Origin of the sequence: Roseomonas acroporae (genome assembly GCF_023223525.1) — a bacterium.
Lineage (GTDB): Bacteria > Pseudomonadota > Alphaproteobacteria > Acetobacterales > Acetobacteraceae > Roseomonas_E > Roseomonas_E acroporae.
Map to the genome: position 1 here is coordinate 18598 of NZ_JALPRX010000031.1, position 20058 is coordinate 38655.

The window sequence follows — 20058 nt, forward strand, 5'->3', positions numbered from 1 at the left end:
CGGCGATGCTCGCGCTGCGCAAGACCGGGGCCGGCTTCGGCCTCGTGCCCGGGGAGGCGCCGGAGCCGGCGCCGCCCGGTCCCGGCGAGGTGACGGTGGCCGTGGAGGCCGCCGGCATCTGCGGCTCCGACGTCCATGCCTACGAGTGGACCGAGGGCTACGGCTTCATGGTGCCGCACCTGCCGCTCACCATGGGGCACGAATTCGCCGGCCGCGTGCTGCGCGCCGGCCCGGGTGCCGGGCTGGCGCCGGACACGCGCGTCACGGTCATCCCCTGGGTGGCCTGCGGCGGCTGCGACGCCTGCCGGCGCGGCGAGCCGCGCGGCTGCACCCGCAAGGCGACGATCGGCCTGACCCGCGACGGCGGCTTCGCCGCGCGGCTCACCGTGCCGGCCGCCAATTGCCTGGTGCTGCCGGCGGCGGTGGACACCGAGCTGGGCGCGCTGACCGAGCCGCTCGGCGTCGCCTGCGAGGCGGTGCTGGTGGGCGAGGTCGGGCTGGGCGACACGGTGCTGGTGCTGGGCCCGGGCACGATCGGCCAGGGGCTGGCGCTGATGGCGCGCGCCGCCGGCGCCGCGCGGGTGATCGTCGCCGGCCGCGCCGACGCGCCGCGCTTCGACGTGCTGCGCGCGCTCGGCTTCGCCGATCTGGTCGACGTCGCCGAGGCGCCGCTCGCCGGGCAGGTGCTGCGCCTCACCGGCGGCGCGCCGGTGGACGTGGTGCTGGAGGCGACGGGACATCCGGCGAGCATCAATGACGGGCTCGCCGTGCTGCGCCGGGGCGGCGTGATCGTCGCGGCCGGCATCCACGCCGCGCCGCTCACCCTGCCGCTGACCGAATTCGTGCGCATGCGCCACCAGCTTCGCGCCAGCCACGGCACCTCCCGCGCGAGCTGGGACAAGGTGCTGGCGCTGCTGGCGCGCGAGCCCGAGGCGTTCCGGCCGATGATCACCCACCGCCTGCCGCTGTCGCGCGGGCTGGAGGGCTTCGAGCTGGCGCGCCAGCGCGCCGCCAGCAAGGTGATGCTGATCCCCTGAGCGTGGCGACGGAGGCCTCCCACGAGCGAGGCGACGGAGGAATCGCATGAGCGAAGCGACAGAGAATTCCGGCGGCGGGGCGGCCGATCACGTCGCCCTCGTCACCGGCGCGGCACGCGGCCTCGGCGCCGCCATCGCCGCGCGGCTCGCCGCCGCCGGGCACCCGGTGGTGCTGGCCGACGTGCTGGATGGCGTCGAGGACACCGCGGCGCGGCTGCGCGACGCCGGCGGCGAGGCGCGCGCCATCCGGCTCGACGTGGCCGACGCGGCGGCGGTCGCGGCGCTGCCGGAGACGCTGGGGGCGTGGTGGGAGAGGCTCGCCATCCTGGTCAACAACGCCGGCGTCTCGCCCAAGGTGGATGGCCGCAAGCGCCCGGTGGAGGAGATCCCGCTGGAGGAGTGGAACCGCGTCCTCGCGGTGAACCTGACCGGGCCGTTCCTGCTCTCGCAGCGCTGCATCCCCGTGATGCGGGCGCGCGGCTGGGGGCGGATCGTGATGATGACCAGCCAGGCCGCGCACGTGCCGAGCAGCATCACCGGCGCCTACTACGGCGCCTCCAAGGCCGGGCTGATGGGCTTCGCGCGCAACCTGGCGGCGGAGCTGGGGCGGGACGGCATCACGGTGAACAGCGTGGCGCCGGGCCGGATCATGAGCGACATGGTGGCCGGCGCCGCGCCGGGGATGAACGAGGCCTTCCTGGCCCGCATCCCGCTCGGCCGGCTCGGCGAGCCGGCGGAGGTGGCCGAGGTGGTCGCCTTCCTCGCCTCCGACGCGGCGGCCTACCTCACCGGCACCACCATCGACGTCGGCGGCGGCAGCTACATGCCGTAGCGCGGCCGCCGGTCGGCGGCCGGTTCCATTCGGGCATGACAGGGAGAGGAACGATGCAGCGCAGAATGCTGCTTGGGGCGATGCTGGCCTGTGCCGCCGCGCCGCCGGTGCGCGCCGAGGCGTGGCCGGAGCGCGAGCTGATCCTGACCGTGAACTACGGCGCCGGCGGCAACACCGATGCGGCCAGCCGGGAGCTGGCGCGCGAGATGTCGTCGCGGCTCGGCCGGCCGATGGTGGTGGTGAACCGGCCGGGCGCGCTCGGCACGCTGGGGCCGGCCTATGTCGCGCAGCAGAAGCCGGACGGCTACAACGTCGCGGTCGCCACCTATGCCTCGATGGCGATCGCGCCGCACATGGTGAGCGTGAGCTACGGGCTCGACGACTTCGCCTTCGTCGGCGCCTTCGGCCGCTACCGCTACGGCATCGTCGTCCGCGCCGATTCACCGTACCGGACCATCCAGGACCTGGTCGCGGCGGCGCGGCGCGGCAGCGTGTTCTTCGGCGCGCCGTCGCCGCCGAACAACCTCGCCCTCTTCGAGCTCGGCCGCCGGACGGGGGCGCGCTTCGAGCAGGCGACGTACCGCTCCGGCAGCGAGGCGGTGGTCGCGCTGCTCGGGGGGCAGGTCGAGGTGATCGTGCAGAACCCCTCGGACGTGCTGTCGCAGATCGAGTCGGGCAAGCTGCGCCTGCTGGCCTCGGCCAGCCCGGTGCGCTGGCCGGAGCATCCCGCGGTGCCGACGCTGCGCGAGGCCGGCTACGACGTGGCGATCGATTCCTGGCTCGGCCTCGCCGTGCCGAAGGGCACGCCGCCGGCGGTGGTGGAGCGGCTGCAAGCGGCCTTGCAGGCGGCCACGGCGACGCCGGCCCTGCGGGACGCCTTCGGCCGCCTCGGCGTGGACCCGGCGACGATGACCGGCGAGGAATACCGCGCCATGCTGGTCAGGGACCACGCGGCGATGCGGGAGGCGCTCGCGCTGCTGCCGACGGGCGAGGGGCGGCGGTAGGCGGCGCGACGCCCCGCCGCGGTCCGGCGGCCGCGGTCCCGTGCCGGCAGCGGCCGGCGTGGCCGCCGCCGCGCCGCCCGGCCGCTCAGGCCGGGTCGAAGTAGTGGATCTCCAGCAGCAGGCAGCCATCGTCGGAGCGGAACGGCCCGTGCACCGCGCCCGGCGGCCGGCAGGCATAGGTGTTGGGGGCGAAGCGCTCGCCGCCGCGGCCCTGCTCGTCGTTGCCGACGGTGAGGTCGCCGGAGACGAGGTACACCTCCTCCCAGTACTCGTGCACGAAGGGCTTCGTGGTGAACACGCCCGGCTGGAAGCGCAGCAGCCGGGTGCGCGAGCCGCGCCGGTTCGCCTCGTCCAGCGCGCCGGAGAGGATCTTCTGCTGGATGCCGGCGGGATAGCCCGGCGGCACCTCCCAGCCCTGCGCCATGTCGAGCGCGTGGAACTCGTCGTGTGCCTTGTTGATGGCCATGGGAATGCTCCTCGATTCAGGCGGCGTCGGCGGCGGGGGGCAGCTCGTCGGCGAGGTCGTAGCCGGCGAGCATGCCGTCCACCAGCGCCGTCGCCGCGTCCCAGTCGTAGGTGCGCAGCGAGTGGCCCTTGGTGACGAAGGTGGCGCCGGCATAGAACATCTCGTACTGCGCGTGGCGCGAGGCGAATTCGGAGCCCACCGCGTCCCAGGCCAGCTTGTAGAACTTCACCTTCTCCTCGGCGCCGGCCGCCGGCGACTGCTGCGTCCGCGCGATCAGGCCGGCGATCTCGGGGTTGGCGAAGTCCTGCACCGAGGAGGGCAGCATGATCATGCCGCCGCCGGCCAGCTCGCGCAGCGTGTTCAGCACCTTGCCGTAGAGCTGCTGCGTCAGGGTCTGCGCGGCGTAGAGGGTGTGGCGGTGCGGCACGAAGTAGCGGCCGCGCTGCGCGCCGCGGACCTCCATCGCCGCCACCAGCGCATCGACCATGCCGGCCTCGGCGGCGAGCTGGCCCAGCGTCTCGCGCACCTGCGGGAAGTTGCCGATGCCGTTGATCTCGGTGATGCGGCGCGCGAGGCCGACCAGGAAGCGCAGCTTGACCGAGAGGCGGATCATCGCCTGGTAGTTCTGGTAGACGTGCGCCGGCGTGGCGTGGAACTGCTTCTGGCACATGGCGAGGTCGCCGGCGACGAAGACGCGGTCCCAGGGCACCTTCACGTCGTCGAACCAGATCACCGCGTCGTTCTCGTCGAAGCGGGAGGAGAGCGGGTTGTCGAAGACCGAGGGGGAACCCTGCTCGTAGGACTTGCGCGAGAGCAGCTTCACGCCCTTCGCGTTGATCGGGATGGCGAAGGAGAGGGCGTAGCGCTCCTCGCCCGGCTGCAGCGGCTGGATGCAGGTGACGAACACCTCGTTGGCCATGATGCCGCCCGTCGCCAGCATCTTGGCGCCGCGCACGGTGATGCCGCCCGCGTCCTGGTCGACGAGGCCGGCCGAGAGGAACGGGTCCTTCTGCTCGGCCGCGTTGCGCGAGCGGTCGGCCTGCGGGTTGATGATGACGTAGGTGAGGTAGAGGTCGTTGTCGCGGGCGTAGCGGTAGTAGTCGGCCAGCGCCGCGGCGCGCTTCGGGTCGAAGGCCTCGAAGACGTCGAGGCCCATGTGCATGCCGGCGATGCAGGAGGCGACGTGGTCGGGGGCGCGGCCGAGGAAGCCGCCATGCCGCGCCGTCCACGCCTCCAGCGCCCGGCGGCGGGTGAGCAGGTCCGCATGGCTCTCGGGCAATTGCCAGATGCGGTTGGCGCGGCCGCCCGACTCCGTCTCGTAGGTCATCAGCGACTGGTTCGCCGGGGCGGCGGCGAAGTCGAACAGCTCCGCCACCGAGCGCACCACGTTGCGGTAGGCGGCGTGGGTGGTGACGTCCCCCGCCCGCTCGCCATTCACGAACACGGTGCGGCCGTCGCGCAGGCTCGCCGTGTGCATCTCGCCGGTCTTCAGCATGGATCGTGCTCCTGCCAATGGGTGCGGTTCAGGGGATACGGTTCAGGGGGGCGGTTCAGGGGGTGTTGGCGGTCCCGGCCAGGCCGCGGTAGCGGCCGCCGAAGAAGATCAGCGGCGCCTCGTCGCACGCCGCGAAGCGGAGGACGCGCGCGACGACGATGACATGGTCGCCCGCCTCGTGGACAGCGTGCGGGGCGCATTCGAAATGCGCGATGGCGCCTTCCAGCAGCGGCGCCTCGGCATGGCCGAGGCGGTGCGTGACGCCGGCCCACTTGTCGATGCCGGCGCGGGCGAAGCGGTCCGAGAGCGGCTGCTGGTCCTGGCCGAGCACGTTCACCGCGTAGCCCTCGGCGGCCAGGATGGCGGGCAGGCTGTTCGCCCGGCGATCCACCGAGAACAGGACCAGCGGCGGGTCGAGCGAGACCGCGTTGAAGGAGCTCATGGTCATGCCGATCGGGGCCTCCTCCGGCCCCTTCGCCGTGATGACCGCCACGCCGGTCGCGAACCGACCCAGCGCGTTCCGGAACTGACGCGTGTCCATCGCCGCTCTGCCTCCGCCGAAGCCCGTGTTGCCCCGCCGTATTAATGCCATATAGAAAGCTTTTTTGCAAAGTCTTTTTTGTGCTGTGGACACCGTGGTGGCCGATGCCGTGGCGGCCGAACTTTCCTGTCCTGTTCAAGGGATCGTGCATGGCGGCGCGGCCTCGCTTGCACCGCCATTCCCGTGTGATAAGCTTTCTCCCCTAGGAAAATCCCCCGGAGGAAAGCCCCTGGGGAAAGTCCCTCGGGGAAAAGCCTCCGGGGAGAAGGCAGAGTGGGGAAACCTTGTCGCGCTCCAGCCCGTCCATGAGCGTCTCGCGGCCGGAGCTGCTGGTGGACGGCTCCGACGCCGAATTCCGCCAGATGCTGCACGACACGCTGGCCTTCGCGGCGCAGATCCAGGAGATCCGCAACAACCTCGGCGCGGCGATCGGGCTCTCCGGCGCGCAGTACACCATCCTGATGACCGTCGCCCACGGCCAGGATGCGCCGGACGGGCTCGGCATCAACCAGGTCGCGGCGAAGCTGCATCTCAGCGGCGCCTTCGTGACGATCGAGGTCAACCGGCTGGTCGCCGCCGGGCTGGTGGAGAAGCAGGTCAATCCGGAGGACCGGCGCCGCGTGCTGCTCAGCACCACGGCCAAGGGCAGGGCGCTGCTGGTGGAGCTGCGCAGCCTGCAGCAGCCGGTGAACGACGCGCTGTTCGACGGGCTGAGCCGCACCGAATTCCAGCGCCTGCGGGCGCTGATGGCGAAGCTGGTGCTGACCGGCGAGCAATCCCTCAACCTCGTCAAGTTCCTCGCCAGCAACCGGATCGCGGCCGGCCGGTAGAAGCGGGGCGGGATGGCCGGGCGCGGCCATCCCGGGGCGGCTCACCCGTGGCGCGTCTCGAACAGCTTCCAGGCGCCGTCCGACGCCTCCACCACGTAGATCGGCTTCACCGCGTCGTGGTCCTGGCCGAAGGAGAGCGGCCCTTCCAGCGACGGGAATTCGCGCAGCGCCAGGAGCTGGTCGCGGATCGCCGTGCGCTCCTGCGCCAGCTTCGCCGGGTCGCCGGTGACGCCGCCGCGCCGCATCGCCTCGGCGAAGAGCAGCACGATGTCGTAGGAGGAGGCGTCCTGCCCGTTCGGCTGGGTGCGGGCGATGCCGGCCTGGCGCGCCGCCTCGGCGAAGCGGGCGCCGAAGGCGCGGGTGCGGTCGTTCAGCCCCTCGAAGAAGGTGGTGCCGACCAGCGCGCCGTTGCCGCCCTCGCCCATGCGCTGCGGCAGGTCGGGGTCGGCGACGGTGGTGCCGGCGATCATGCGCCCGCCCACGCCCTGGCGCTTCAGCTCCTTGGCCAGCGCCACCATCGCCTCGGGCGGCGCGCCGACGCCGATGATGTCGGGGCGCATCTGCGCGAGCTGCGAGACCTGCGGCGAGAGGTCGAAGGCGCGGTACTGGAAGTCCACCGAGCCCTTCACCGCGACCTGCCGCTCGCGGAACAGCGCCGGCAGCACGGCGGTGCCGACCGACTTCGAAACGGTGTCGTCGGTGGCGTAGGCGATGGCGGCGGCGGCGTGCGGCAGGTTGCGGCCGACCAGCGCGGCCAGCACCTCGCCGATCACCTTGCCCTCGTCGAGCGTGTTGCGGAAGGCGAATTTGTAGGGCTTGGCGAGGCCCGGCGCGGAGGAGGACATCGACATCTGCACGACGCCGATCCGCTCGCCGACGGGGAAGGAGACGCGCACCTCGGAGGAGCTGAAGGGGCCGATGATGGCGAGCGCCCTGTTGTCCTCGGCCAGCTTCTGGACGGCGAGCGAGGCCTGGCGCGGGTCCCCGCCCGTGTCGAACTTCTCCACGCGCAGGCGGCGGCCGCCGATGCCGCCTGCCGCGTTGATCTCCGCGACGGCGAGGTCGACCGCCACCTCGTTGGTGTTGGCGAGGCTGACATAGGGGCCGGTCTTGGCCATGGCGAAGCCGATCACCAGCTCGCCGGCTGCTTGCGCGCGCGCCCGGATCGCGGGGGCGGCGAGCAGGAGGCCGGCGGAGCCGAGGAGGGTTCTGCGTCGCATGCGATGTCGTTCCTGCGTCAGGGGTCGAAGGGGGTCAGGCGGCGGGGATCGGCTGCGGCGCCGGCTCGGCGGACTCGCCGAGATAGGCTTCCTGCAGGCGCGGGTCGCGCGCCAGCACGGCGGGATCGCCCTGCATGACGACGCGGCCGAGTTCCAGCACCACGGCGTGGTGCGCGACGCCGAGGGCGAGGCCGGTGTTCTGCTCCACCAGCAGCATGGAGAGGCCGCCCCGGTTCAGCTCGGCGATCAGGCCGAACAGCCGCTCGACGAAGAGCGGCGAGAGGCCGAGCGAGGGCTCGTCCAGCATCAGCAGGCGCGGCCTGGCCAGCATGGCGCGGCCGATCGCCAGCATCTGCTGCTCGCCGCCGGAGAGGCAGGCGGCCGCCATGTGGCGGCGGCTGGCGAGGTTGGGGAAGCGGTCGTAGATCGCCGCCATCTCGGCCCGCACCGCGCCCTGGTCGGGGCGCAGATGCGCGCCGAGGAGCAGGTTCTCCTCGATCGTCATGGTGATGAGGATGCGCCGCCCCTCCGGCACCAGCGAGAGGCCGGCCGCGACCCGCTTGTGTACCGGCAGGCGCGTGACGTCCGCGCCGGCGAAGCGGATCGTCCCGGCGCGCGGGGCGACGGCGCCGAGCGCGGCGCGCAGCAGCGTGCTCTTGCCCGCGCCGTTGGCGCCGAGGATGGTGGTGATGCGCCCCTCCTCCACCGCGAGCGTCACGCCGCGCAGCGCGGCGACGGGCCCGTAGGAGACGGCGAGGTTCTCGATGTCGAGCAGCGCCATGGCTCAGGCCGCCATGCCGCCGAGATAGGCTTCGCGCACGAGCGGGTCGCGCTGCACCTCGGCCAGGCTGCCCTCGGCGATCTTCTCGCCGAAGTTCAGCACCACCACATGGCCGCAGGTGCGGCCGACGAAGTGCATGTCGTGCTCCACGATCAGCAGGGTCATGCCCCTGGCCCTCAGCATGTCGAGATGGCGGTGCAGCGCCTGGGTCTCGGTGGGGTTGAGGCCGGCGGCGGGCTCGTCCAGCAGCAGCAGGCCGGGGCGGGAGAGGGTGGCGCGCACCACGTCGATGCGCTTGCGGATGCCGTAGGGCAGGCCCTGCACCCGCTCCGCCGCGTGGCGTTCCAGCCCGCACTCGGCCAGCGCCGCCAACGCCTCGGCCCGCCAGCGATGCTTCGGCAGCAGGCGGTAGGGCGTGAGCAGGTCGATCAGCCCGCCGGCCCGGACGTGCTGGCCGACCAGCAGGTTCTCCAGCACGGAAAGGTGCGGCATCAGGCGGATGTTCTGGAAGTTGCGCGCGATGCCGAGGCCGATGCGCCGGCGGGAGGGCGTGCCGGTGATGTCCTTGCCCCCCAGCCGGATGCGGCCGGCATCGGGGCGGTAGACGCCGGTGATCAGGTTGAACGCGGTGCTCTTGCCCGCGCCGTTCGGCCCGATCAGCGCCGTGGCCGAGCCGGCGGGGACGGTGAAGGAGAGGTCGCGGATCACCGAGAGGCCGCCGAAGCTCTTGGTCAGCCCCTCGACCGAGAGGGAGAGCGGCGTCATGGCGTTTCCTCCGCGGCTCGGCGGCGCCAGGGAAGACGGAGCCCGCCGGTCAGCAGCCCGGCCGGGCGCCAGGCCATGAACAGGATGACGAGCAGGGCGAAGATCGCGTAGCGCCAGCCGGCGCTGGCCCGCAGCAGCTCCGGGATCAGCGTGAAGAAGGCGGCGCCGAGGATCGGCCCCCAGACGCTGCGCGTGCCGCCGAGCAGCACGTAGAGCACGGTGTAGGTGCTCAGCATCACGCCGAAATGCTGCGCCTCCACGTAGTTGTAGTGCAGCGCGTAGAGCCCGCCCGAGAGGCCGGCGATGGCCGCCCCCAGGGTGAAGGCCGCGACCTTCAGCGCGCGTACCGGCATGCCCATCAGGTCCGCCACCACCGCGTCGCTGCGGATGGCGGTGAGGCAGAGCGCGAAGCGCGTGCAGGAAAGCAGCAGCACCAGCGCGGCGACGCCGAGCGTGGTCAGCAGCACGGCGGCGGGTCCGATGTGCTCGGTGACGGGGTAGCCGGCGGCGGCGCCCACCGGCTCCAGGTTCAGGAACACCGCCGTGATCACCTGGCCGAGCGCGAAGGTGGCCAGGGCGAGGTAGATGCCGTGGGTGCGCAGGATCGGCACGGCAACGGCGCAGGCCACCAGGGCGGCGGCACCCCCGCCGGCCGCGATGGCGGCGGTGGCACCCCAGCCCTGCTCGTTGCCGAGCCAGGCGGCGGCATAGGCGCCGACGGCCATGAAACCGGCGATGCCGAGGTTGAGCTGCCCCGCCGAGAGCGGCAGGTACACGGCGAAGGCGCCGAGCACGTTGAGCGCCAGGATCACCAGCAGCCCGGTCTGGTAGGCGGTCATGTCACAGCTTCTCCCGCGCGGCGGGGCGGCCGAGCAGCCCCTCGGGCCGCAGGATCAGCAGCGCCAGCAGCAGCCCGTAGACGGCGATGTCGACGAGGTCGGCGCCGAGGAAGCCGATGGTCAGCACCTCGGCGAGGCCGATCAGCAGCCCGCCCAGGATGGCGCCCCAGATGCTGCCCATCCCGCCGATGATCATGGCGGCGACGCCCTTGAAGCCGACGCCCTCGCCCATGGTGGCCGAGACCTGCAGGTAGTTCAGCGCGAACAGCACGCCGCCGGCGGCGGTGAACACGGCCGAGGAGACGAAGACCTGCGGCACCAGGCGGCCGACATCGACACCGAGGATCACCGCCGTCTCGCGGCTCTCGGCCACGGCGCGGATTCGCCGGCCGGTATTGGTGCGCCTGAGCAGCACCGAGAGCCACAACACCAGCGCCACCGCGACGGCGAGGCTGACGAGCTGCGCGCCGCCGATCACGAGTCCGCCCAGGCGCCAGTTGAAGTCCGGCAGCAGCGCGGGGAAGGAGAGCTGGTCGGAGCCGTAGCGGATGACGAACAGGTTCTCGAGCAGGATCAGGAAGCCGAGGGCGCTGGCCAGCGGCACCTCGGGATCGGCGTCGCGGCTCGGGCGGTAGGAGAGGCGCTCGACCAGCAGCGCCACGAAGGCGGCGGCCAGCAGCGCGGCGCCGACGGCGATGCTCCAGTGCCAGCCCTGCGCCAGCAGCGCCCAGGTGACCATGCCGCCCACCATGAACAGGCCGGGGATGGAGAAATTGAGGAAGTTGAGGATGCCGATGGCCAGGGTGAAGGCGACCGCGACCAGCATGTAGATCGCGCCCAGCATCACGCCGTTGACGAGCTGCTGCGCGATCATGGGTGGCGCGGCCCGTTCGGCCGGAAGGCAGGAATGCTGGGGCCGGATCGCGCCGGGCGGGCGGTCGATCCGGGCAAGGCGGCGCGCGGCATGAGCGATCCCCGTTGTGAGGGCCTGTCGCGGCTGGTCAGATCCGTCCCGTGGCGATCTCAGCCGCCTGAGGCCGATTTCCCACACGAAAATAGCTTTGTAAATAACTTTTTCCAGCTAGGTTAAATCGGCCCGCCGACAGGGCGGCCGGCTGGCAGGGGAGCCCATCCATGGTCGAGCTGACCTTCGAATTCCAGGACGGAAGCGGCACGCGGCGCGGGAGCGAGCGGATCGTCGATCTCGTGATCGCCGGCTGGACCGGCCGCGACCCGCACAAGGTGCAGGAGCACATCGACGAGCTGGCGGCACTCGGCATCGCGCCGCCCGCGAGCACGCCCTGCTTCTACCGCGCCGGCGTCGAGATGCCGACCACGGCGACGCGGATCGACTGCCTGGGCGACGAGTCCAGCGGCGAGGCGGAGTACGTGCTGCTGGTGGCGGCGGACGGAAGCTGGTGGGTGGGCCTCGGCTCCGACCACACGGATCGCAAGGTGGAGAGCTATTCCATCCCCGTCTCCAAGCAGATGTGCCCGAAGCCCGTGGCGCCCGTGCTGTGGCGCTTCGACGAGGTGGCGCCGCACTGGGATTCGCTGGAGATCCGCTCCTGGGTGGAGGAGGGCGGCGAGCGCGTCCTCTACCAGCAGGGCAGCGTCGCCGCGATGCTCGACCCGCGCGAGACGGTGGCGGCCTATGCCCGGCTGGGCTCCCGATCGGGCCAGGCGCTGGCGCCGGGCAGCCTGATGTTCGGCGGCACGCTGCCGGTGATCGGCGGGCTGCGGCCGCGCCGGGTCTTCGCCATGGAGCTGCACGATCCCGTGCTCGGCCGCCGCATCACGCACCGCTACGAGGCGCGCTGGCTGCCGGGCTGAGGGGCGCGCGAGGGGCGGACGGCTCGCGGCGGTGGAGATCCGCCGGCAGCGTCGGGGCGAGCGCGCCGGCGTCGGTCCACGCATCCGCCGGCGGCATCGGCCGGTCGCATGCTGACGGGACGGAAGCGGAGGGGCGCGGTTCGCCGAGCGAGGCATGAACCCGTGTTCAGGCCTGCATCGCGTGGCCCCACCGACAGGTCCGCGCTGCCCAAGGGGTTCGCAGGCAATGCCCCCGACCTGGGCACGGCCGCCGGCACGGAGCCGCCCGGGCCTGTGCCCGGCTCCCGGGCGGGCTGGGCGGCCCGACGATCACGAGCGGGGATTCCCGGCCATGACGACGCCGAGGGGAGCAGCGCCACCGGTGCTCGGGCCGCGCGGTACCCGCCCGGCTGCCTCGCGCCTGTCCTGCACCGCCGCGACGGCAGCGGGGCGGCGTCCCGGCCCCGATCGACGCGACCGCCAGCCTCGGGGCCGATCATCCGGACCCGACTCCGGGCCGGCCGATGGCCCGCAGCTTGCCTGTCGCGGGCCATGACACGGGAAGGCCGGGCATGACTGGAACCGCCGGGTTCGAATTCGCCGCGCTGACGCCGCGCGAACGCTACAAGATCCTGATCGGCACGGTGGTGCCGCGGCCGATCGCCTGGGTGACCACGGTGGATGCGGCCGGGCGCGCCAACGCCGCGCCGTTCAGCTTCTTCAACTGCCTCTCGGCCGATCCCGCCATCCTGGCGCTCGGCGTCGAATTCCGCCCCGACGGCACGCCCAAGGACACGGGGCGCAACATCCGCGAGACGGGCTGCTTCACCGTCAACATCGTCTCCGACGCGCTGGTGGAGGCGATGAACGTCTCCGCCGTGCCCTTCCCGGCCGGGGTTGACGAGCTGGCCGAGGCGGGGCTGGAGATGCGCCCCGGCCGGGCCGTCGCCTGCCCGCATGTCGCGCAGGCGCCGGCGGCGCTGGAGTGCCGGCTGCATTCCTTCCTGGAGATCGGCACCTCGCGCGAGATCATCCTGGGGGAGGTGGTGTACGCCCATATCCGCGCCGACGCGGTGGATGCGCGGCTGCATGTCGATCCGGCCGCGATCGACGCAGTGGGCCGCATGGGCGGGCACGGCTATGCCGGCACGCGCGAGCGCTTCGACCTGCCGACCATGTCGGAGGCGGACTACCGCGCCGGCCGTATCCCGGAGCGCCGGCCGGGATAGGGGCGGCAGGGCCGCCGCTCCGGGGCGGCACCACCGGATGCCTCGCCGGCGCCCTGGGCCGCGGCGGGCATCCGGCCTGCCGCCGGGCATCCCCGCCCGCCCGTTTCCGCCCGCCCAGTTCCTGCCCGCCAGCGCGCCGTCCTGGCCAGCGTTCCCGCGCATTTCCCGGGTCGCCGGGCGTCCCCGCCCGGCCCGGGAATGCTTCAGCCGGGCGGCCGCCCATGCGCGCAGGCGTAGTCGCGCAGCAGACGCAGCCCGTGCTCGCCGAGGCCGGTGCCGGCGACCGCCAGCGCCCGGAGCTGGTCGCAGCTCACCGGATCGTAGCGGGCGTAGCGGTTGTGGACGATCTGGCGCGGCGCGAAGCCCTCGGCCACCAGGAAGGAATTGAAGGGCAGGGTCCAGTTCCAGCTCAGCTGCCAGGGGGTGTCGCGGCCGGGGAAGCCCTGGCCGGGCCCCGCCGGGGGCGGCGGCTCGCCCTCGGGCAGCAGCCCCAGGCTCGGCTGGCCTTCGAGCGGCGCCCGGCCATCGGCGACCGCGCCCAGCAGCGCGCTGAAGCGCGCCCATTCGCGCAGGAATTTCGCCCCTTCGCCGAGGTGCAGGACCAGGGCGAGCACGACGACCGGCAGGTAGGGCCAGGCGTCGAACCGCACCCGGGGCCGGTCGCCGGCCGGAAGCGCCTCGCCCGTGTCCAGCCGGGTCAGCAGGCAGAGCAGGCCGAGCGCCGGCGTGGCGAACAGGACCACCGCCCGGGCCGCGTAGCGGTGCGGGCCGTAGAGGCCCCAGGCCGCGACCAGTGCCGCCGCCAGCACCGCGGCCGCGACCGAGAGGATGGCGGCGCGGCGCGCGCGCGAGGTCTGCAGGAAGCGCGGCCAGAGCAGCCAGGCCGGCACCAGCAGGGCGAGGACGATGCCCGCCTTCTGCAGCAGCGGGTTGGTGAGCTGGGCCTTGGGCATCAGCAGGCTGAACTGGTTGGCGGCGACCCGCTCCGTGGTCTCGGCGTTGGGCGGGCGCAGCCCGACCTTCACCGCCACCCAGGCAAGCAGCAGCGCCGCGAAGACGGCGGCGACGGTGGCGAGAAGCCGCCGGCCGCCGGGGCCGCCCCGCAGGCGCAGCGCCGCCAGCGCCAGCAGCGGCAGCCCCAGCACCATCGCCTCGTGCGAGAAGACGTAGACCGCCCCGAGCAGCACCAGGGCGGCGAGGTGGCCCCGGCGGCCGGCGGGATGCTCCGGCAGGTGGCGGATGGCGAACAGCAGCGGCCAGAAGGCGCTCTGGGTCAGCCAGGTCTCGGTGGGGAAGCCCAGCGTCAGCAGGCCGAAGACCAGGAAGCTCACCGCCGGCCAGAGCAGCTCGCCGCGCGCATGCCGGGGCAGCACCGCCAGCGAGGCCAGCAGGCCGAGCAGCGGCATGGCGCCGAACAGCATGCCGTAGAGGCGGAGCGCGCCGGCATCGTCGCCGGTCAGGGCCAGCCACGCCGCCGCCGGCTCGACGCAGAGCAGGAAGGTGGAAAGGCGCCCCGGGAAGTTGGACCAGACGTAGTCCCAGGACTGCCGGGCCAGCAGGGCGAAGGAGAAGTAGCTGCCGTCGGCGTAGGCCTCCAGGTGCCAGCCGAGATAGAGCAGCGGCGCCGCCAGCGCGGCGGCGGCGTAGAGGCCGACCAGCCAGCCGATCCCGGCGCGACCGATGCGCAGCTCCAGCGGCTGCTCGCCGGTGAGCAGCAGGCGGCGCGCGAGGTCGGCCCAGCCCATGGCCGCATGCCGTGGGGCCGCATGCTGTGGAGCCGCATGCCGTGGAGCCGCACGCCGTGGGGTCGTGGGCTGGGCGGGCGGGGATCGGTTCACGGCAGAATTCCGGGGATTGGGAGGCGCGGCGGCGCACCGGCGGTGCGCGGCACCGCGCCGGCAGGGGGGGCGGAGGGCGGACCGGGAGGCGGGAGGGCGGGTGCGCCGCGTGTCCCCCGCGGGTCCGCCCGGCCGGCCGCCGCCCTGGAGGGCAACCGGGCGGGCAGCCGTGCGGGCAACCGGGCGGGCAGCCGGGCAGGGGCCGCCCGACGGTCCGGCAGGCGGGCCGGGCGCGGGGCGGGCGGGAGCGGCGATGGCGGGGGCCCGGCCGGCGGGGCCGGAACGCCGGATCCGCCGGGGGCCGCGAACGCCGGGATCGCCTTCGAGCGTGACCGCATGCGGCGCCGTGGGTACAGCCTGCCTCTGTGCGTTGCAACATGAAACGCCACGCGCCCCCGCCGCCCCCGCGTCGGCCGCCCCCTGCGCCGGTTGTCCCCTGCGTCGGTCGCCCCTTGCGTCAGCCGCCGCTGACGACGAGGCCGCCCGCGGCGATCGTCACGCTGCCCGCGGCCGGCACCGGCACCGGCTGCGACAGGGCCGACCAGCTCAGCGCGTTGCCGCCGGCGGCGGCGTCGAACAGGCCGAGATGCGTCAGCGTGCCCGCGGCGGCGGTGAAGGAGAAGACGAGCGCCGCGCCGTTCTGCTGCACCCCGTCGCCGGTGAAGGCCACGGGCTGGCGGGCATAGCCGGCGCCCACCGGCTCCCCGGTCAGGCCGGCGGCGGCGGTGCCGCCGGTGCCGAGGGCGGCGAACACCGCGCTCGGCGCCGCGGGGACCCTGCCGCACAGGGTGCGCGCCAGGAGGCTGCGGGCGTAGTCGGTCAGCACAGTCATGCGGGCATATCTCCTGCCGGCCGCGTGGCGGCGCCTGGGGCGTTGGCGTTGGTGTCGTCGGGGCGCGGGCTCAGACGTTGAACCAGTCCGTCCAGAGCCTGTCGCGCAGCGACGCCGTCTCGGTGTCGGTGCTGTAGCGGTTGACGGTCAGGTACTCCCCGATGGTGCAGTCCGCGGGGAGCGAAGGGGCGGCTTCGCCATCCTTGAAGCGCCCGCCGAGCGTCAGCCGCGACAGGCTCGCGAGGCTGCTGTTGGCGAGTGTGCTGGCGCTCCACGTCGTCACGGTGCCGGTGCCGCCGAGCTGGTACTTCGCGTCGACGTACAGGTTCGTCCCGTCGCTGCGCATGACGACCACCATGCGGGTGCCCGTGGTGATGCCCACGGGGAAGTTGATGTTGACGCCGTTGCCGCGGCGCGCGAACACGCTGGCGGAGGTGAAGGTGAACAGCCCGTAGCGGTCGTTGCCGGCGGCCGAGCCGGGGGCGCCGAGGTCCCACACCGCCTGCGAGGCGTTGCTCGACGCGGAGATGAACGCGCACGCGAAGGTGCAGGGCAGCACCCCGCCGAAGTCCGCCAGCAGGCCCGCGTCGTTGACCAGCAGGTGCTGCGCCGAGGCGGAGGCGAACCTGATGCCGTCCCGCCCGGTCGGGAAGGCGCCGGCGGAGACGGTCGGCCGGCTGGCCGCGGTGGCCTGCGCCAGGTTGCGCCCGGCCGGCCCCTTGTCGGCCCAGGCCGAGACGGCGCCCGAGGCGAGGGTGACGGAGGCGGCGTCGTTGGCCGCGTACCAGTCGCGCAGGTTGCTGCCGAAGAGGGCGGCGGCCCATGGCGTGGCCGCCGCCGGAAGGGGCACGAAGCCCAGGCCCGGCAGCATCAGGCGAGGCTCGTCGCGACGGCGATGGCGCTGGCGCCGCCGTCGAAGGTCGAGAGGGTGACGAGCGTCCTGCCGCTGGCCGCCGTGTTCACCGTGCCCTTGAGCGTGACGCCGGCGGCGCCCGTCAGCGCCCGCCCGCCGGTGCCGTCCTGGGTGTAGAGGATCTGGCAGCACCAGGCGGTGGCGCCGGCGGGCAGGTTGGCCGGCAGGCCGAGCGCGCGCGTGGCGCCGACGCCCGAGGTGGCGAGCAGGGTGAACATGTTGCCCGCGGTGCTGTCGAGCGCCACGGTGGCCGCGTCGGTCAGCGCCACCGCCACCTCCGACATGCCCTGGCGCGCCAGGGTCAGCGGCAGCTTCACCATGCCGCCGTACTTGTTGAGGTTCAGCACGCCCTTGGTGGCGGGCGTCGCGGTGACGAAGCTTTCCATCACCACCTCGCCGGCGGTGTCGGCATAGGCCGTGAGGCTCTGCCCCGCGCTGCCCTTCACCGTCACCGAGCTGTCGATGGCGGGCTGGTACTTCGGCAGGACGCCGGTGAAGTTGACGTAGGTGACGGTGCCCGTCGCGTTGATCGAGGCGTCGCCGGTCCAGTTGCCCGAGGTGTCGTTGTCGGTCAGGGTGATGCCGGTGCCGGCGCCGGCGGCGAGGTAGAAGGCGTAGCGCTGCGAGGTGGTGCCGTCGTCGTTGCCGATGCGGCAGCGGCGGATCGCGAAGCCGCCGACGCCCGCCGCGGCGTAGACGCCGTCGTAGGCGCCGCCCGTGCTGCGGCTGTTGCGGGCGATGGTCACGGCCTCGATGGCGATGCCGGTGCCGCCCTCCAGGCGCACGCCCTCCTGCACGTTCTGGCCGATGTAGCCGCCGCTCCAGCGCACCGAGCGCAGGGCCGGCCGCCCGTCGCCGTAATTGACCGCCTTGCAGCGCAGCCCGACCAGCCCGTTGTAGCTCGACCAGCACTGGCCGAGGCGCAGCGTGCCGATCACGCCGCCCAGCGTGGCGTCGAGCACGAACCCGTCGCCGCCGCAGCTGTCGGGCGCGACGTTCTCCATGTAGAGGTACTGCACGCCGCCGTCGGGCGGGTCGATCAGCACGCCGGTGTTGGGCTCGGTGATCTGCACCGAGCGCATGTCCTCGCCGCCCGAGGCGCGGATGCGCAGCCCGGTGCTCGCCGTCTTCGTCCCGGTGAAGCCCTTGTTCGAGATGTAGAGGTCGCGCGCCAGCGTGCCGCCGCCCATGCCGTTCCAGGTGGCGCCGTAGGCGGCGGTGCCGGCGGTGCGGTCGCGGTCGATCAGCAGCCCGGTGCCGCTGAAGCAGTGCATGAACAGGTCGTTCAGCCGGACGTCCCAGCAGCCGAGAAGCTGCACCAGGTCGGCGAAGTTGCAGACCGAGACCTTGTCGAGGCGCGTGCCGAAGTTGCACCGCGTGAGCCTGACGGCGACGCCGGTGCTGCCCTGGCCGTAGAAGCCGGCCGCCTGGCGGCCGGCGCCGGCCTCCACCGCCAGCCGCTCCAGGCCGCAATGGTAGTCGTCGGTGAAGCTGATGCCGTTGCCGGCGGCGGCGGTGAAGCGCAGCACGGTGCTGTTGGCGCTCTCGCCCACCAGGGTCACGCGGCTCGTGGCCGGCATGGCGAGCGCCGAGGCCATGACGTAGATGCCGGCGGGCACCAGCAGCCTGCCGCCGCCGCGCCCGGCGAGATAGGCGATCGCCTTGCCGAAGGCCGCGACGTTGTCGGTGGAATTGTTGCCCGAGGCGCCGAAGTCGAGCACCGAGACGCTCTCGCGCAGCTTGTCCGCGCTGGTGCGCGTCACCGCGCCGGTGCCGGACTGCGTGAAGGAGCCGCCGCCGCCGCCGGCATTGGCGTCCACGTACTGCTTGGTGGCGGCGTGCAGCGCCGCGGTCGGGTCGCCGGCGAGGGTCAGCGGCCCGGTCATGGTGTCCCCGCCGCGCAGCGCCGGCTCGCCCCAGGCGCCGGTGGCGCCGGCGAACACCTCCATCCGGTCGGTGTCGGTGTTGTAGCGGAACTGGCCCTTGACGGGGGATGCGGGGCGCGCGGCGGTGCCGCCGGCCGGCATGGCGGCGGCCGGCGAGAGCGCGCCGGGCGCGCTGCCGCCGCCCGAGACGACGAAGTCCGGGCCGCGCCAGCTCGCCGTGTCGATCGCGACGATGGTGCCGGAGGCCAGCACGACGTTGTCGCCGAGCAGCCCGTCGGCCCGGTCCGCCGCCGCGGCGCGCGCGGTCTGCAGCCCCTCCATGAGCACGCGCGTGCAGGTGCCCGAGGCGCGCAGCGTCGCGCCGCCGGCGCCGGCCACGGCGCAGCCGCTGAAGCGGGCATCGGCCAGCCCGTCCTCGATGCGCACCCCGTCCAGACTCGGCGCCGCGACCACCAGGTCGCGGCACAGCACGGCGGCGGCGGCGCGCAGGTGCAGGCCGACCGCCGCGCCGCTGACCGTGACGTCGGCGAGGCGCTGGCCGGCGCCGTTCGCGGCGGCGACGGTGCCGTCGAAGTAGAGCCCGCGCGCGCCGCGCTGCACGACGCTCATCGCCACCGAGGCGCCGCTGGCCGGGACGTAGCCGTTCGCGAACTGGATGGCGGCGCCGCCCGAGGCGAAGCTCCACCGGCTGGCATCCTGCGCCACGCCGTTGACGCTGACCGAGACCTCGCTCCTGAGGAAGGCCCTGGCCGGCAGGGTGAAGGCGGCGGCGCCGGTGGCCACGGCGGTGCCGCTCGTGGCGTCGGCGCCGTCGAAGCCGAGGTCGGCCCAGAGGATGTCGGCGGCGCCGGCATAGGCGGCGGCGCCGAACAGCCGCGCGCCGGTGCCGCGCAGGTGGCTGATCTCGCCGTTGCGCGGCCCGGTGCCGCCCGCCGCCTCCGGCTTCGCGACGAGGGCGCCCCAGCAGCTCGTGAACAGCACGCGGCTGACCACGAAGCGCTGCGCGTCGGTCAGCCAGAGGGCCGCGTGCACCGCGCGCAGCCGGCGGCCGGCGGCGGCGGCGCCCGGCAGGGCGCGGTCCAGCGTCACCGCGCCGCCCGTGGCCGCCGTGGCGAGGGCGAGGTGCCAGTCGCCGCTGTCGAGTTCCACTGCCACGGTCATGCGTGCCTGGATGCCGCTGCCCGAGGCCACGGCGAGGCTCGTGGCGCCCGTCGCGGCGGCGGTGGCGAGCGTGGTCTGGCGCGGCAGGGCCAGCGTGCCGTCCTCCAGCTCGAGGTTGTGCAGCTGCGGCCGGAGGCCGCTCAGCTTGAGGATGTAGGCGGCGCCGGCGCGGGCGCGCAGCGTGGCGCCGTTGCCCTCCAGCGTGTGGCCGCCGGTGATCGTCAGCTCGCCCACCACGTAGGTGCGGCCGCGCGTCAGCTCCACCCGGCTGCCCGCCGCCAGCGCGGCGACGAAGGCCGCGGTGTCGTCCGTGACGCCGTCGCCGGTGGCGCCGAAGTCGCGCACGTGCACCAGGCGCTCGCCGGTCACGCCGGCGCGCAGCTGCGCCACCGTCGCGCGGCGTGTCTCGGCGCCGCTGCCGTTGCCCTGCACGATCGGGGCGAGGTCGGTGTCGCTCAGCGTGCTCGCCGAAGGCAGGTCGGTGATCTTGGCATCGGCCATGGGTCGGTGAATCCTCGTGTCGGGATCGCCGTGGGGCGGCAGGGGTGGCGTCGGGGGAAGGGAGAGGGCGTCGGCG

At 73.7% G+C, this 20058-nt stretch carries 18 protein-coding genes; 6 read left to right on the forward strand and 12 right to left on the reverse strand.

The genetic code is table 11. The features are described from left to right. Nucleotides 1-5: 5 nt before the first annotated feature. From M0638_RS08490 to M0638_RS08500, 3 genes are read left to right on the forward strand one after another with little or no spacing between them, the layout of a single operon-like run. Nucleotides 6-1037 carry a zinc-dependent alcohol dehydrogenase gene (locus M0638_RS08490; RefSeq protein ID WP_248666541.1) on the forward strand — a complete coding sequence of 344 codons (1032 nt, stop codon included), beginning with the start codon at nt 6-8 and terminating at the stop codon, nt 1035-1037. 46 nt (nt 1038-1083) lie between these two features. Further along, nucleotides 1084-1869, forward strand: coding sequence for an SDR family NAD(P)-dependent oxidoreductase (locus M0638_RS08495; protein ID WP_248666542.1), 786 nt, complete (start codon nt 1084-1086; stop codon nt 1867-1869). Nucleotides 1870-1922: 53 nt separating this feature from the next. Continuing rightward, a complete protein-coding gene (locus tag M0638_RS08500; protein WP_248666543.1) occupies nt 1923-2873 on the forward strand; it encodes a tripartite tricarboxylate transporter substrate binding protein in 951 nt (316 codons plus the stop codon). A gap of 85 nt (nt 2874-2958) precedes the next feature. On the opposite strand, the gene M0638_RS08505 is transcribed toward M0638_RS08500, so the two are convergent. Genes M0638_RS08505 through M0638_RS08515 form a run of 3 tightly spaced genes read right to left on the reverse strand, consistent with a single transcriptional unit; the run spans nt 2959 to nt 5375 of the window. Next, entirely contained in the window at nt 2959-3339 is a 381-nt protein-coding gene (locus M0638_RS08505) for a cupin domain-containing protein (RefSeq protein WP_248666544.1), read from the reverse strand. A 16-nt stretch (nt 3340-3355) separates the two neighbouring features. Beyond that, complete coding sequence (locus tag M0638_RS08510; protein WP_248666545.1) at nt 3356-4834, reverse strand: 4-hydroxyphenylacetate 3-hydroxylase family protein; 1479 nt, start codon at nt 4832-4834, stop codon at nt 3356-3358. 55 nt (nt 4835-4889) lie between these two features. After that, nucleotides 4890-5375 carry a flavin reductase family protein gene (locus M0638_RS08515; RefSeq protein WP_248666546.1) on the reverse strand — a complete coding sequence of 162 codons (486 nt, stop codon included), beginning with the start codon at nt 5373-5375 and terminating at the stop codon, nt 4890-4892. Between the two features lie 284 nt (nt 5376-5659). Between M0638_RS08515 and M0638_RS08520 the strand changes: the two genes are divergently transcribed. After that, entirely contained in the window at nt 5660-6205 is a 546-nt protein-coding gene (locus M0638_RS08520) for a MarR family winged helix-turn-helix transcriptional regulator (RefSeq protein WP_248666547.1), read from the forward strand. A gap of 41 nt (nt 6206-6246) precedes the next feature. Here M0638_RS08520 and M0638_RS08525 read toward each other — a convergent pair whose 3' ends face one another. Genes M0638_RS08525 through M0638_RS08545 form a run of 5 tightly spaced genes read right to left on the reverse strand, consistent with a single transcriptional unit; the run spans nt 6247 to nt 10684 of the window. Continuing rightward, on the reverse strand, nt 6247-7425 hold the full coding sequence (locus M0638_RS08525) for an ABC transporter substrate-binding protein (RefSeq protein ID WP_248666548.1): 1179 nt from the start codon (nt 7423-7425) through the stop codon (nt 6247-6249). 34 nt (nt 7426-7459) lie between these two features. Next, nucleotides 7460-8206, reverse strand: a complete 747-nt coding sequence (locus M0638_RS08530) for an ABC transporter ATP-binding protein (RefSeq protein ID WP_248666549.1) — start codon at nt 8204-8206, stop codon at nt 7460-7462. 3 nt (nt 8207-8209) lie between these two features. Next, nucleotides 8210-8971 carry an ABC transporter ATP-binding protein gene (locus tag M0638_RS08535; RefSeq protein WP_248666550.1) on the reverse strand — a complete coding sequence of 254 codons (762 nt, stop codon included), beginning with the start codon at nt 8969-8971 and terminating at the stop codon, nt 8210-8212. Beyond that, complete coding sequence (locus M0638_RS08540) at nt 8968-9810, reverse strand: branched-chain amino acid ABC transporter permease (RefSeq protein WP_248666551.1); 843 nt, start codon at nt 9808-9810, stop codon at nt 8968-8970. Before M0638_RS08540 ends, M0638_RS08535 begins: the two co-directional genes overlap by 4 nt. Before the next feature lies 1 nt (nt 9811). After that, entirely contained in the window at nt 9812-10684 is an 873-nt protein-coding gene (locus tag M0638_RS08545; protein WP_248666552.1) for a branched-chain amino acid ABC transporter permease, read from the reverse strand. A 260-nt stretch (nt 10685-10944) separates the two neighbouring features. On the opposite strand from M0638_RS08545, the gene M0638_RS08550 reads away from it, so the two are divergent. Next, on the forward strand, nt 10945-11643 hold the full coding sequence (locus M0638_RS08550) for a DUF2848 domain-containing protein (protein WP_248666553.1): 699 nt from the start codon (nt 10945-10947) through the stop codon (nt 11641-11643). 551 nt (nt 11644-12194) lie between these two features. After that, nucleotides 12195-12851: a flavin reductase family protein gene (locus M0638_RS08555; protein WP_248666554.1), complete on the forward strand. Its 657-nt coding sequence runs from the start codon at nt 12195-12197 to the stop codon at nt 12849-12851. 203 nt (nt 12852-13054) lie between these two features. Here the strand turns inward: M0638_RS08555 and M0638_RS08560 are convergent, their stop codons facing one another. The 4 genes from M0638_RS08560 to M0638_RS08575 all read right to left on the reverse strand — a co-directional run bounded on the left by M0638_RS08560 (nt 13055) and on the right by M0638_RS08575 (nt 19982). Then, nucleotides 13055-14596, reverse strand: a complete 1542-nt coding sequence (locus M0638_RS08560) for a hypothetical protein (RefSeq protein ID WP_248666555.1) — start codon at nt 14594-14596, stop codon at nt 13055-13057. Nucleotides 14597-15146: 550 nt separating this feature from the next. Further along, entirely contained in the window at nt 15147-15521 is a 375-nt protein-coding gene (locus M0638_RS08565) for a phage tail fiber protein (RefSeq protein WP_248666556.1), read from the reverse strand. 70 nt (nt 15522-15591) lie between these two features. Beyond that, a complete protein-coding gene (locus M0638_RS08570) occupies nt 15592-16392 on the reverse strand; it encodes a hypothetical protein (RefSeq protein WP_248666557.1) in 801 nt (266 codons plus the stop codon). Then, entirely contained in the window at nt 16392-19982 is a 3591-nt protein-coding gene (locus M0638_RS08575; protein WP_248666558.1) for a glycosyl hydrolase family 28-related protein, read from the reverse strand. Before M0638_RS08575 ends, M0638_RS08570 begins: the two co-directional genes overlap by 1 nt. Between the last annotated feature and the right edge of the window lie 76 nt (nt 19983-20058).